Here is a 12,541-nt window from a genome sequence, read left to right as displayed (position 1 = left end):
GTCAGGCCCTTTCCGTGCGGATCGAGAACAGGCCCTGGGGCCGGAACAGCAGGATCAGGATGACCAGGACGAAGCCGATCACGTCCACCATGCCCATGGAGACGTAGCCGCCCCACATCGCCTCGGCGACGCCCAGCAGCAGGCCCCCGGCGATGGCCCCGGCGAAGCTGCCCATGCCGCCGAGGATCACCACGACGAAGCTCTTCAGGCTGATGAGGCCGCCGACCGACGCCTGGGCGGAGTAGATGGAGGCCAGCAGCATCCCCGACAGCGCGGCCAGCGTGCAGCCCAGCGCGAAGGTGGCGGCGTAGACGTGGCCGGTGCGGATGCCGGCGAGGCTGGCGGCCATCGGGTCCTGGAAAGTGGCGCGCATCGCCGCCCCCAGCCGGGTCCGGCGGATCAGCAGATGGGCGCCGACGATCAGCGCGATGCCCACCGCCACGGCGAGCAGGCGCAGCTTGGTCACCGCGATCGGGCCGAAGAACAGCGGCCCTTCGGCCACCGCGCCGGCCACCTTCATCGGTGCCGGGCCGACCAGCAGGAGCGTGCCGTTGACCAGGAAGATCGACAGGCCGATGGTCAGCAGGATGCCCGGCTCCTCGCCCTGGCCGCGCACCCGCTCGATCAGGAAGCGGTCGACCAGCCAGCCGACGGCGGCCATGAAGGCGGCGACCACGATCAGGCCGCTGAAGAAGTCGAGGCCCAGGTGATTGGTGACGAACCAGCCGCTGACCCCGCCCAGCATGTAGAACTCGCCGTGGGCGAAGTTGACCACGCGCATCAGGCCGAAGATCAGCGTCAGGCCGAGGGCGGAGAGCGCGTAGAACACGCCCATCACCAGCCCGTTGGCCAGGAACTGCGGAAAGAGATCCATGACGTTCTCGCAAAAGCAGGCACGCACAAACCGTGCGTTGGATCGGTGCGCGCCGCGGGAACGGTGCCGTCATGGCATCCCCGCGGCGCGTCCGCCGGTCAGTGCGGCGCGTCCACCGGGGTGGAGGCGATCACCTTCGGTTCGCCCTTTTCGATCCGCACCAGCACCGCGTCGAAGCCGTAGGCCTGGCCCTTGTCGGTGAACTTGTAGACGCCGTTCGGCGCCTCGTAGCTGGTCTTGGCGAGCGACGCCCGGATGGCCTCGGCGTCGGTGCCGCCGGCCCGCGCGATGGCCTGCCCGGCAATGTTCAGGGCGTTGTAGCCGGCGGCGCCGTACTTGCCCGGCTTGATGCCGTACTTCGTCTGGTACTTCTGGACGAAGGTCTGGTTGCGCGGGGTGTCCATGCTGGAGGCGTAGGGGACGGCGGCGTGGATGCCCTCCGCGGCCTCGCCGGTGAGGTTGATGAAGTCGGCGGTGGCCCAGGAGCCGACGCCGAACACCTTGGTGTTCAGCCCCATCTCGCGGATCTGCTTGACCAGGATGGAGCCGTCCTGAGTCTCCGCGGCGACGAACACGCCGTCCGGCTTGGCGGCGCGCAGCTTGGTCAGCAGCGTGAAGAAGTCGGTGGCGCCGTGGTCGAAATACTCGGTCAGCACCGTCTTGACGCCCAGCGCCGTCAGGTCGCGGGAGAATTCCTCAACCCCGCCGCGGCCCCAGTCGTCGTTGACGCCGATGTAGGCGACCTTGGTCAGCTTCAGGTCGTTGGCGAGAATCTTGGCGAAGGCCTCCGCCATCAGCGCGTCCGTCTCGGCGGCGCGGAAGAAGTAGGGGTTGCCCTGCTCCGTCAGGCTGGCCTTCGACGACACGCCGGTGATCAGCGGCAGCTTGTATTTTTGGGCCACCGGCATGATCGCCGCGGTGGCGGAGCTGCAGAAGGCGCCGACCAGCGTGACGACCTTGTCCTTCTGCACCAGCTTCTCGACGGCGTTGACCGAGTTGGCCGGGGTGCACTGGCCGTCCTCGACGATCAGTTCGATCTTCTTGCCGAGGACGCCTCCGGCGGCGTTCATCTCCTCGACGGCGAGCCGGGCGCCTTCCACCACGGACTTGCCGTTGTAGGCGACCGATCCGGTCAGCGGCTGGACCAGCCCGATCCTGACCGTGTCCTGTGCCTGCGCCGGAACCGACGCGGCGATGCCGGTCAACAGCAGGCCACCCAGTACCACGTTTCTCATCTCTCCCTCCGCGTTCGACGGTGATGTCGCGATGACGGCGAATGACGATTCCCTGTCGGCGCCCCGCCGCTCTCGGCGTGGGCGCGTCGGCCCGTTGCGGGAACGCGTGCCGTCCGATGCGGCAACCGTTCCCGTGTTTTATTATACGGCCAATTAATTATTCAGGGATGCTAACGGTCACGTCGCGGCGCTGTCAATCGCTTTTCCGACGAAGGCGGTTGGGGATTTTCCGGGGAGAGGTTTTGCGCCCGCTCGGCGCGCTCCTCAGCGGAGCGCGTCGAGCGTGTCGGCGTTGGGGCAGAGCCGGGCGTGCTCCGGCTGCGTGCAGCCCTCGGCGAGCAGATGGCGGCAGGTGCGGGCGCTGCGGCAGAGCGCGCAGACGCGCTGCAGGTCGTTCATCAGGTCGGGGCGGTCCTGTTCCACCGCGGCGCCGTTGACGCCGTGCAGAGCCATCGCGGCGGGGAGAAGCGCGGTGACATGACCGGCGCGCAGCACGGCCGGGGCGGTCAGGTCGGTCAGGCCGGCGTCGGCCAGCACGCGGTCGCGGTCGTGCGGCGCCAGCGCCTGGAGCGCATCCAGGGACCGCGCGCCGCGCCAGCCGCGCAGGAGTTTCGCGCACAGGCCCTCATGCGGCGCGGGGGCGGGGGTGGTCATGGGACTCTCCGAAGCGGGTTATTAATCGTTCGATTAATATTCGCCATCGGAGCGCCCGGCGCCTTGATGTGGATCAGCCACGCCCGGTTTTCGTCACGAGACCGGACGGGTCCCGACGCAGCGCACGGCGTAGCGCCGGAAGCCGAAGCCGGACTCGCCCTCGCAGCGCTCGACCAGGAAGGCCGCGCGCCGTGTGACGATGCGGCTTCCCATGGCGAGCGGGGCGTCGTGCGCCAGTTCCAGCATCATGCGCTGCTGGCGCTGCGGATGGGACAGCAGCAGGGCGCGGGCCTTGCCCAGCCGCCGCCCCTCGGCGTCGCGGCAGCGGGCCGGGACCTCGAACATCCAGAAGGCGAGCGCGGCTTCGGACATGGGCGGAGTCCTCGTGGGGTGATGAGGTGTGCGGGGGGCGACGGTGCCCCCTCCCTGACCCTCCCCCTCTATGAGGTGGAGGGGACTGCCGCCGCTTCGCAGAAGGCACCCTCTCCCTCGTAGAGGGGAGGGTCGGGGTGGGGGCACCGCTTCCTTTACGCCACCGGAATCGGCTTCGGCAGCAGCGGGCTGTCCACCTCCTGCACCGCGCCGTCGCGCAGCGAGAAGGCCGGGACGATCATCTCCGGCGCGGTCACCCGCTCGCCGCTGTTGTCGCTGAGCTGCCAGTGGCCGGCCTTGACCTCCAGCACCGCCACGTCGGCGGCCATGCCCGGGGTCAGCGCGCCGATCTCGTCGGCCATGCCCAGCATGGCGGCGGGGTTGCTGGTCACCGTCTTCAGCACGTCGCCCAGCGCCATGCCCAGCGTCAGAAGCTCGGTCATCGCGTGGGTCAGGCTGAAGGGGGCGACGCCGTAGAAGGGGTTGGCCTCGCGGTCGCCGCCGGCGCCCGCCGTCGGGGCCTTCACGTTGTAGCCGTGCAGGTCGGCGCCCAGCGTGTAAGGCAGGATGCCCGCCGCCAGCGTCCGCCGCGCCATCTCGAAGCTGAAGTGCGAGCCGTGGCCGACGTCCACGGTCAGCCCGCGCTCCAGCGCCTTGTAAATGACCGGGTGCACCTCGCCGGTGCGGGTGGAGATGAAGCCGCCGGGGTGGCGGGTGAAGGGATGAGCCAGGATGTCGCGCGAATCCAGAAGCGGGACCAACTCCTCCACCAGCATGTCGGGATCGACGGCCTCGCCGCCCTCGACCTCCGGCCAGAGCTGGCCGAGATGGACGTAGAGCGGCACGCCGATGCCGTCGGCGATGCGCTTGGCCTGCTTGATGACGTCCAAGCCCCAGCGCGAGGCGCCGCCGACCTCCGCGTGGGCCTTGATGCCCTTGACGATGTCGCGGTTCTCGCGCCCGACGCGGATGGTGGCGTCCACATCGACACAATCCGGGCGGTAAAGCTGCGGGTAGTAATGCCCCTCCAACCCGCCGACCAGATAGGCCGACAGGAAGCACAGCGTGCGCGAGCGCGCCGGCTCGGCGATGAAGCGGCGGAAGGCGGGCAGGGTCATCAGGCTCGGCCCGCCCTGGTCCACCAGCGTCGACACGCCGGAGCGCACGCCCACCATGTCCGGGTTCAGCCCGAAGCGCCCGGTCACCTTTTCGAAGACGTGCGCGTGGGTGTCGATCAGGCCCGGCGTCACGAGCTTTCCGGAGACATCGAGGATGGTGTCGGCGGCATCGTCGGGCAGCCGTTCCGCCACCGCCGCGATGCGGCCCTGCGCGACCGCCAGATCGCCGACCAGATCCAGCCCGTTGGCCGGATCGAGAATCCGTCCGCCACGGAGCACGAGGTCGAACGTGTGCGTCTCTGACATAACCCACCTTCTTGCGCTGATTTTTATCTGGCTGTCCTTTCAGCAAGCGTCATGCCAAGGCAGGGCGGAGTCGCCGGGCCGCACAAAACTTCAGCACACTGACGAATGACCGCCTGTTGGGCACTTGGTGGTCAAAATACGCACAATACGGAATACCACGGCATGTCCCCACCGCCCATCGGTGCCCGATTTTCCACAGTATGCTGATGATTCATGGCGCGGCGGCGCGGCGTGGCACCCTGCCACCGATTTGTGCACGAACACAGAAGCCGAGGCGGAATCCAGGAGTTTCTTAGGGCTCCGGGGGCGTTCCGCCGTCGCCGCGCCGGGGCATCCACGGGCTCTTCACGAGCATCGCCATATCGTCAGTATGCTGATGAATGCCCGCGCAGCAGGCAGAGGGTGCGCAGGAATGAAGCGGAAGGCCGGCTCGGTCAGAACTCACGATTATTGGTTGTTTATCAATAGGGTGAGGCCGTTTTCCAGATGCCGCGTGGCTCCTCCGTCCATCCGTTTGCCCAACATTGGGGCGATTTCCGGCCCTGGCGCCACGCCGCGCCCGACCTCCCGCCAAACCGAAATGCGCAGTGTTCTGCCGGTTGGCACGGCGTTCGCAAAGGGATGGGAAACCAACGGAAAAAGTCGGATATCCATAAAAATGAGAGGGTTTCTGCAGATGTGGCGGGGCATCCCGTGACCGGGCTGGGGATCGCGGCGGTGCCGCAGCTTCCCATCCTCGGCGGCGGGCTGCTGCTGGCCGGCGGCTTCGCCGGGCTGGCGGCGGGCATGATGGGAGTGGGCGGCGGCATCGTGATCGTCCCGGTGCTCTATCACCTGTTCACCGCGCTGGGCGTGGACGAGGCCGTGCGCATGCACGTCGCGGTCGGCACGTCGCTTGCCACCATCATCGCCACCTCGCTGACGTCGCTGCGCGCCCACCGGCGGCGCGGCGCCGTGGATGGCGAGCTGCTGCGGGCCTGGGGACCGGCGATCTTCCTCGGCGTGCTGGCGGGAACGGCGGTGGCCGGCGTGGTGCGCGGCCCGGTGCTGACGGCGGTGTTCGCCGCGATGGCGGTTCTGGTCACGCTGCACATGCTGTTCGGCAAGCCCGAGTGGCGGATTGCCGACGGGCTGCCGAGCGGCGCGCCGCGCCAGGGGCTGGCCGGCGGCATCGGCATGATGTCCGCCATGATGGGCATCGGCGGCGGCACGCTCAGCGTCCCCATCCTGACCCTGTTCGGCTACCCGATCCACCGCGCGGTAGGAACGGCGGCGGCGCTGGGCTTCATCATCGGCGTGCCGGGAACGGTGGGCTTCGTGTTGACCGGTTGGAGCGTGCCGGGCCGTCCGGATTACAGCCTGGGCTATGTCAACCTGCTGGGGCTGGCGCTGATCCTGCCAGCCTCCATGGCGATGGCGCCGGTCGGCGCGCGGCTCGCCCACAGCCTCGACACCCGCATCCTGCGCCGCGTCTTCGCCCTGTTCCTGGGGCTGACCGCGGCGCGGATGATCCACGGCCTTCTTCCCTGAGGTTCCCATGCTGAACACGCCACGCAGCCGCCGGGGAATGGTCACCTCCCCGCATCATCTCGCCAGCCAGGCCGGCCTCCAGATCCTGCGCGACGGCGGCACCGCCGTCGAGGCGGCGGTCGCGGTCGCCGCGGCGCTGGCCGTCGTCTACCCGCACATGACCGGCATCGGCGGCGACGGCTTCTGGCTGATCGCCGAGCCGGGGCGCGATCCCGTCGCCATCGACGCCTGCGGCGGGGCGGGCAAGGCCGTCTCGCTCGACCTCTACCGGCGCCACGGCCACGCGACGGTGCCCTGGCGCGGACCGCTGGCGGCGAACACGGTCGCCGGCACCATCGACGGCTGGCGCGAGGCGTTGGCCGTCAGCGCCGGCTGGGCCGAGCCGCTGCCGCTCGCCCGCATCCTGGAGGAGGCCATCGCCCACGCCGAGCAGGGCATCCCGGTCACCGCCAGCCAGGAGGGGCTGACCCGCCAGAAGCTGCACGAGCTGAAGGACGTCCCCGGCTTCGCCGACACCTTCCTGCCGGACGGCGCCGTGCCGCTGGAGGGCTCCACGCTGAAGCAGCCGGCGCTGGCCGCCACGCTGCGCCGGCTGGCGGCGGAAGGGCTGGACAGCTTCTACCGCGGTCCGCTCGCCGCCTCCATCGCGGCGGATCTGCAGCGCGCCGGGTCCCCGGTCGGCGCCGCCGATCTCGCGGCCCACGCGGCGCACCGCCGCCCGGCCCTGTCGGTCGGCGTGCGCGGGGCGCGGCTGTTCAACCACCCGCCGCCGACGCAGGGTCTGGCCTCGCTGATGATCCTCGCGCTGTTCGACCGGCTGGGGGTGACGGAGGGCGAGGGCTTCGACCACATCCACGGTCTGATCGAGGCGACCAAGCAGGCCTTCCTGGTCCGCGACCGCGAGGTCGGCGACCCGGCCTACATGGGGCGGGAGGCGCAGACCTTCCTCGACGACGCCGTGCTGGACGGGCTGGCCGCCGACATCGACCGCGCCCGCGCGCTGCCCTGGCCGCATGTGGCGAAGCCCGGCGACACGGTGTGGCTGGGCGTGATCGACGGGCAGGGCCGCGCCGTCAGCATGATCCAGAGCGTCTATTTCGAATTCGGCTCCGGCCTCGTCCTGCCGGACACCGGGATCACGTGGCAGAACCGCGGCGCCTCCTTCCGTCTGGCGGAGGACGGCTGGAACGCGCTGGCGCCGGGGCGCAAGCCCTTCCACACGCTGAACCCGGCGATGGCCCGCTTCGACGACGGGCGCAGCATGGTCTACGGCACCATGGGCGGGGAGGGGCAGCCGCAGACGCAGGCCGCCGTCTTCTCCCGCTACGCGATGTTCGGGCAGGGCCTGCAGGCCGCCGTGACGGCGCCGCGCTGGCTGCTCGGCCGCACCTGGGGCGAGGACAGCGTGACGCTGAAGCTGGAGAGCCGCTTCGACCCCGCCCTGGTCGCCGCCCTGCGCGACGCCGGGCACGCGGTCGAGCTGCTCGATCCGTACACGAGCACCATGGGGCATGCGGGCGCCATCGTCCGCCATGCCGATGGAACGCTGGAGGGGGCGACCGATCCCCGCAGCGATGGGGCGGTCGCCGCCTGGTGACCGAATAACCCGAGAGTTCAAATCAAGAAGAGGGGGCTAGACGACATGCGGACGATGAAGACCACGGCGTTGCTGCTGAGCGCCGCGCTGCTGGCGCCGGGCGTGGCCTTTGCGCAGGAGACGATCAAGATCGGCGTGACCCAGCCGCTGACCGGCGCGGTCGCCGCGTCGGGCACCTACGTCGCCAACGGCGCGCGGGTGGCGGAGGAGGTCGTGAACGCCAACGGCGGCGTTCTCGGCAAGAAGATCCAGCTGATCATCGAGGACAACAAGAGCAACCCGAAGGAGGCCGTCGCCTCCGCCGAGAAGCTGATCGTGCGCGACAAGGTCCCGGTGCTGATGGGCGCCTGGAGCTCCACTTTCACCCTGGCGGTGATGCCGAAGCTGGTGGAGTACGGCGTGCCGATGGTGGTCGAGACCTCCTCCTCGACCAAGATCACCACCTCGGGCAACCCGTGGGTCTTCCGCATCGCCCCGACCTCCGCCATGGAGGCCAAGTCCTTCGCGGAGAAGCTGGACCATTTCCAGCCGGCCATCCAGAAGGCCGATTTCCTGGCGGTGAACAACGACTTCGGCCGCGGTTCGGCGGACGAGTTCCGCAAGATGCTCCAGGCCAAGGGCGTCAAGATCGGCGTCACCGAGACGATGGCGCCGGAGGCCACCGACCTGTCGGCCCAGCTCTCCAGCATCAAGCAGTCGGGCGGCGACACGCTGTTCGTCACCACCGGCGTCGAGCAGATCACCCTGATCCTGAAGCAGGCGGCGGAGCTGCGCCTGCCGCACCGGATCATCACCAACGGCGGCTCCTCCTCCCCCGACCAGCTCATCGCGCAGGCGGGTGCCGCGGCGAACGGCGGCTACTTCACGCTGTTCTTCGCCCCCTGGTTCCCGGAGAAGGCGGTGCACCCGACGGTCGCCAAGACCTTCGTCGATGGCTGGAACAAGAAGGGCTACGACTTCGCCGGCCTGACCGAGGGCTACCGCGGCTATGACGGCATCATGACCATCGTGGAGGCCATCAAGAAAGCCGGCAAGGCCGAGCCGCAGGCCATCCGCGACGCGCTGTGGACCGTCAAGCTGGACGGTGTGAACGGCGACATCGCCTTCAAGAAGGACGGCCCGGAGGGCAAGGAGAGCGGCCAGAACGAGGCCAACGTCTATGTCGTCCAGGTGAAGGACGGCAAGGTGACGATGCCGTAACCGGCTTCACCGCCCTCTCCCCTCCGGGGAGAGGGAAGGGGCCCGCGCCGCAGGCGTGGGAAGGGTGAGGGTACCGGCAAGGATCAGCGCCTTGATCCTCGGGCGACCCTCACCCGGCTCTCAGCGGATGCCATAGGCATCCGCCTGTCGCCGTCAGCGCTGGCTTTCAGCCAGTGTGAGAGGCGCCTTCGGCGCCACCCTCTCCCGGGACGGGAGAGGGGAAGTAAGGAGACACGCGGTGGAAGCGCATCTGCAGCACCTTTTGAACGCCGTGGTCCTGGGGGGGACCTACGCGCTGCTGGGAATCGGCCTGACGCTGATCTTCGGCATCATGCGCGTGGTCAACTTCACCCATGGCGAGCTTTACACCTTCGGCGCCTACATGGCCTACATGCTGGCCGGGATGATGGGGCTGAACTTCTTCATGTCCCTGGCGATGGCAGCATTGCTGGGCATGGCGCTGGGCGCGCTGATCGAATTCACGCTGCTGCGCCCGCTGAAGGGCGCCGACATCGACACCACCATGCTGGTGATGATCGGCGCCGGTATCGCCATGCAGGCCGGCGAGCAGCTCGTCTGGGGCGGTGTGGCGAAGTCCGTGCCCAGCCCCTTCCCGACCGAGCCGGTGGTGCTGGGGTCGGTGTCGGTGGGCATGAACCGGCTGTTCGTCCTGGGCGTGGCGCTGCTGCTGCTGGGCGGCTTCTACCTGCTCATCAACCGGACCAAGCTGGGTGTCGCCATGCGCGCCACCTTCCAGGACCCGGACACGGCGGCGCTGATGGGCGTCAACCGCGGGCTGATGTACACGCTGACCTTCGCCCTCGGCTCCGGTCTCGCCGCCACGGCGGGGGCGCTGCTCGGCCCGATCTTCGTGGTCACGCCGACCATGGGCGATCTGGTGGCGCTGAAGGCCTTCGCCATCGTCATCCTGGGCGGGCTGGGCAACATCCCCGGCGCCACCATCGGCGGCTTCGTGCTGGCGCTGGCCGAGGAGTTCGGCGCCGGCTACCTGTCGTCGGGCTACCGCGACGCCATGGGCTTCCTGCTCATCATCGCCGTGCTGATCGTGCGGCCCCAGGGTCTCTTCGCCATGAAGGAGCGGATCGGATGACGACGCGCCTCCTCCCCTGGCTGTTCGTGCTGGTCATGGCGGTCGGGCCGCTGTGGCTGGGCGACCAGTACATCCTCTACGTCCTGACCTCGACCGGCATCTTCATCATCGGGGCGATGAGCCTGAACCTGCTGCTCGGCTACACCGGGCAGCTCAGCCTCGGCCACATCGCCTTCTTCGGCATCGGCGCCTACACCAGCGCGCTGCTGTCGCTGGGCTTCGACCTCGACCTCGGCGGGGCGGAACCCTTCGTGCTGGGGCCGCAGCCGGTGTGGATCGCCTTCCTCGGCGGCATCCTGGTGGCGGCGCTGTTCGGGTTCCTGATCGGCAAGCTGGCCTTCCGGGTGCGCGGGGCCTACTTCGTCATCGTCACCATCAGCTTCGCCCAGGTCATGCGCATGGTCGCGCTGAACTGGGTGGACCTGACCGAGGGGCCGATGGCGCTGAACAACATCCCGCCGCTGTCGGTCTGGCTGCCGTGGGACGGGGTGCTCCCGCTCTACAAGAAGGAATACAACTACCTTCTGGTGCTGGCGGTCGCGGTGGTCTGCTTCCTGGTCATCCAGCGGCTGGTGCAGTCGCGGGTGGGCCGGGCGCTGGTGGCGCTGCGCGAGAACGAGTCGCTGGCGCGCTCGGTCGGCATCGACGTGACCCGCTATCTGGTCGTCGCCACGGTGATCGCGGCGGGCATGGCCGGGGCCGCGGGCGGGCTCTACACCCACTACATCCGCATCGTCGATCCGGACGTCTTCATGTTCATCTACACGGTGACCATGGTCATCATGGTGGTGACGGGCGGCAAGGGCACGCTGGCTGGACCGATCGTCGGCGGCCTCGCCTTCGGCATCCTGCCCGAGGTGCTGCGCGAGGTGGCGCGGCCCGAGGTGCAGTGGATCATCTACGGCGTCGCCATGATCGTGGTCGTCTTCTTCCTGCCGCAGGGCATCGTCCCGGCGGTGAAGAACTGGTTCGCCGGCCGCCGCAAGCGCGTCGCCGGAACGGCGCTGGGCCTGCGCAAGGAGACCTCGGCATGAGCCTCGCCTTCGACACCGCTGACGCGCCAATTTTGGAAGTGCGCGAGGTCGCCGTTCACTTCAGCGGCCTGATCGCCATCGCCTCGATGAGCTTCGCCGTGCCGGAGGGGGAGATCGTCAGCCTGATCGGCCCCAACGGTGCTGGCAAGACGACGGCCTTCAACGTCATCACCGGCTTCCTGAAGCCGACCGGCGGCAAGGTGCTGTTCCGCGGCACCGACCTGACGCGCCTGTCCTCCAACCGCATCGCCGGCTTGGGCGTCGTGCGCACTTTCCAGCGCACCAGCATCTTCGCCGGCTGCACCGTCTTCGACAACGTTCTGACCGGGATGCACCGGCAGGGCCGGGCGGAGACCTGGGGGGCGCTGCTGCGGCTCGCCTCGGTGCGGGCGGAGACCGAGCGGATGCGGGCGGCGGTGGCGGAGATCCTGGCCTTCGTCGGGCTGTCGCACCGCGCCGACGAGCTGGCCGGCAACCTCGCCTACGGGGAGCAGCGGCTGCTCGGCATCGCCATCGCGCTGGCCGCCGACCCGAAGCTGCTTCTTCTGGACGAGCCCGCCGCCGGGCTGAACCCGTCGGAGACGGAGGCCTTCATGGGCGTCGTCCAGCGCATCCGCGACCGCGGCGTGACCATCCTGCTGGTCGAGCACGACATGCGCATGGTGATGACCATCTCCGATCGCGTGGTCGTGCTGAACCACGGGCGCATCATCGCCGAAGGCCCGCCGGAGGTCATCCGCGCCAACCCGGACGTGATCCAGGCCTATCTGGGCCAGGGGGTGAAACATGCTAAAGGTTGAGGGGATCACCGTCTGCTACGGCCAGATCCCGGCGCTCCGCAACGTCTCGCTGACGGTGGAGGAGGGGGAGCTGGTCACCCTGATCGGCGCCAACGGCGCTGGCAAGACCACGACGCTGCGCGCCATCAGCGGCCTGCTGCCGCTGGCGTCCGGCCGCATCACCTTCGAGGGGCGGGAGATCGGCAACGCCGCGCCCCGCACGGTGCTGGCGCTGGGTGTGGCGCACTGTCCGGAGGGGCGGCGCGTCTTCCCCCACCTGACCGTGCGCGAGAATCTGGAGATGGGTGCCTATCTGCGCCGCGACCATCAGGCGGTGGCCCAGGACATGGAGCGGCTGTTCCACCGCTTCCCCCGCCTGAAGGAGCGGCTGAACCAGCCCGCCGGCACCATGTCGGGCGGCGAGCAGCAGATGCTGGCCATCGCGCGGGCGCTGATGTCGCGCCCGAAGATCGTGCTGTTCGACGAGCCGTCGCTGGGCCTCGCCCCCAACCTCGTGGAGCGCACCTTCGAGATCGTGTCGGACATCCGCCGGGAAGGGACCACCGTGCTGATGGTCGAGCAGAACGCCTACGCCGCGCTCGACATGTGCGACCGCGCCTATCTGCTGGAGAGCGGGCAGGTGATGGAGCAGGGCACCGGGCAGGCCATGCTCGCCAACGACCACATCCAGCGCGCTTATCTGGGCGGTTAAGAAAAAAGAGAGGGTTAGG

At 69.1% G+C, this 12,541-nt stretch carries 12 protein-coding genes; 7 read left to right on the top strand and 5 right to left on the bottom strand.

Translation table 11 applies throughout. The features are described 5' to 3' along the window. Position 1 precedes the first annotated feature (1 nt). From DS837_RS22500 to DS837_RS22480, 5 genes are all read right to left on the bottom strand, one after another. Positions 2-874, bottom strand: coding sequence for a branched-chain amino acid ABC transporter permease (locus DS837_RS22500; RefSeq protein ID WP_149166789.1), 873 nt, complete (start codon positions 872-874; stop codon positions 2-4). A 98-nt stretch (positions 875-972) separates the two neighbouring features. After that, positions 973-2,109, bottom strand: a complete 1,137-nt coding sequence (locus DS837_RS22495) for an ABC transporter substrate-binding protein (protein WP_149166788.1) — start codon at positions 2,107-2,109, stop codon at positions 973-975. A gap of 264 nt (positions 2,110-2,373) precedes the next feature. Next, on the bottom strand, positions 2,374-2,763 hold the full coding sequence (locus DS837_RS22490) for a hypothetical protein (protein ID WP_149166787.1): 390 nt from the start codon (positions 2,761-2,763) through the stop codon (positions 2,374-2,376). Between the two features lie 93 nt (positions 2,764-2,856). Further along, complete coding sequence (locus DS837_RS22485; RefSeq protein ID WP_149166786.1) at positions 2,857-3,135, bottom strand: hypothetical protein; 279 nt, start codon at positions 3,133-3,135, stop codon at positions 2,857-2,859. 155 nt (positions 3,136-3,290) lie between these two features. Beyond that, the gene (locus tag DS837_RS22480; RefSeq protein WP_149166785.1) at positions 3,291-4,559 is read right to left on the bottom strand and encodes an amidohydrolase/deacetylase family metallohydrolase; all 1,269 of its coding nucleotides are present in this window, start codon (positions 4,557-4,559) and stop codon (positions 3,291-3,293) included. 678 nt (positions 4,560-5,237) lie between these two features. Here DS837_RS22480 and DS837_RS22475 point away from each other — a divergent pair. From DS837_RS22475 to DS837_RS22445, 7 genes are all read left to right on the top strand, one after another. After that, positions 5,238-6,089 carry a sulfite exporter TauE/SafE family protein gene (locus DS837_RS22475; RefSeq protein WP_247890076.1) on the top strand — a complete coding sequence of 284 codons (852 nt, stop codon included), beginning with the start codon at positions 5,238-5,240 and terminating at the stop codon, positions 6,087-6,089. Between the two features lie 7 nt (positions 6,090-6,096). Then, positions 6,097-7,686 carry a gamma-glutamyltransferase family protein gene (locus tag DS837_RS22470; protein ID WP_149166784.1) on the top strand — a complete coding sequence of 530 codons (1,590 nt, stop codon included), beginning with the start codon at positions 6,097-6,099 and terminating at the stop codon, positions 7,684-7,686. Between the two features lie 45 nt (positions 7,687-7,731). Then, positions 7,732-8,886: an ABC transporter substrate-binding protein gene (locus tag DS837_RS22465; protein ID WP_149166783.1), complete on the top strand. Its 1,155-nt coding sequence runs from the start codon at positions 7,732-7,734 to the stop codon at positions 8,884-8,886. A gap of 238 nt (positions 8,887-9,124) precedes the next feature. After that, complete coding sequence (locus DS837_RS22460) at positions 9,125-9,997, top strand: branched-chain amino acid ABC transporter permease (protein WP_040137900.1); 873 nt, start codon at positions 9,125-9,127, stop codon at positions 9,995-9,997. Then, a complete protein-coding gene (locus DS837_RS22455) occupies positions 9,994-11,031 on the top strand; it encodes a branched-chain amino acid ABC transporter permease (RefSeq protein WP_149166782.1) in 1,038 nt (345 codons plus the stop codon). The genes DS837_RS22460 and DS837_RS22455 overlap by 4 nt, the downstream gene beginning before the upstream one ends. Continuing rightward, a complete protein-coding gene (locus DS837_RS22450) occupies positions 11,028-11,831 on the top strand; it encodes an ABC transporter ATP-binding protein (RefSeq protein WP_149166781.1) in 804 nt (267 codons plus the stop codon). The genes DS837_RS22455 and DS837_RS22450 overlap by 4 nt, the downstream gene beginning before the upstream one ends. Beyond that, positions 11,818-12,522: an ABC transporter ATP-binding protein gene (locus DS837_RS22445; RefSeq protein ID WP_014199601.1), complete on the top strand. Its 705-nt coding sequence runs from the start codon at positions 11,818-11,820 to the stop codon at positions 12,520-12,522. Before DS837_RS22450 ends, DS837_RS22445 begins: the two co-directional genes overlap by 14 nt. The last annotated feature ends 19 nt before the right edge of the window (positions 12,523-12,541 follow it).

Source organism: Azospirillum brasilense (assembly GCF_008365405.1).
In the GTDB taxonomy this organism is placed as follows: domain Bacteria; phylum Pseudomonadota; class Alphaproteobacteria; order Azospirillales; family Azospirillaceae; genus Azospirillum; species Azospirillum brasilense_D.
Note: the sequence above shows the minus strand (reverse complement) of the source record. Positions and strands in the feature narration are given on the sequence as shown.

What these genes read in the sequence shown, in the direction of transcription:
- DS837_RS22445 (WP_014199601.1), top strand. Translation starts at nt 11,818, where the DNA reads ATGCTAAAGGTTGAGGGGATCACCGTCTGCTACGGCCAGATCCCGGCG.
- DS837_RS22490 (WP_149166787.1), bottom strand. Translation starts at nt 2,763, where the DNA reads ATGACCACCCCCGCCCCCGCGCCGCATGAGGGCCTGTGCGCGAAACTC.
- DS837_RS22480 (WP_149166785.1), bottom strand. Translation starts at nt 4,559, where the DNA reads ATGTCAGAGACGCACACGTTCGACCTCGTGCTCCGTGGCGGACGGATT.
- DS837_RS22465 (WP_149166783.1), top strand. Translation starts at nt 7,732, where the DNA reads ATGCGGACGATGAAGACCACGGCGTTGCTGCTGAGCGCCGCGCTGCTG.
- DS837_RS22470 (WP_149166784.1), top strand. Translation starts at nt 6,097, where the DNA reads ATGCTGAACACGCCACGCAGCCGCCGGGGAATGGTCACCTCCCCGCAT.
- DS837_RS22455 (WP_149166782.1), top strand. Translation starts at nt 9,994, where the DNA reads ATGACGACGCGCCTCCTCCCCTGGCTGTTCGTGCTGGTCATGGCGGTC.
- DS837_RS22485 (WP_149166786.1), bottom strand. Translation starts at nt 3,135, where the DNA reads ATGTCCGAAGCCGCGCTCGCCTTCTGGATGTTCGAGGTCCCGGCCCGC.
- DS837_RS22450 (WP_149166781.1), top strand. Translation starts at nt 11,028, where the DNA reads ATGAGCCTCGCCTTCGACACCGCTGACGCGCCAATTTTGGAAGTGCGC.
- DS837_RS22495 (WP_149166788.1), bottom strand. Translation starts at nt 2,109, where the DNA reads ATGAGAAACGTGGTACTGGGTGGCCTGCTGTTGACCGGCATCGCCGCG.
- DS837_RS22500 (WP_149166789.1), bottom strand. Translation starts at nt 874, where the DNA reads ATGGATCTCTTTCCGCAGTTCCTGGCCAACGGGCTGGTGATGGGCGTG.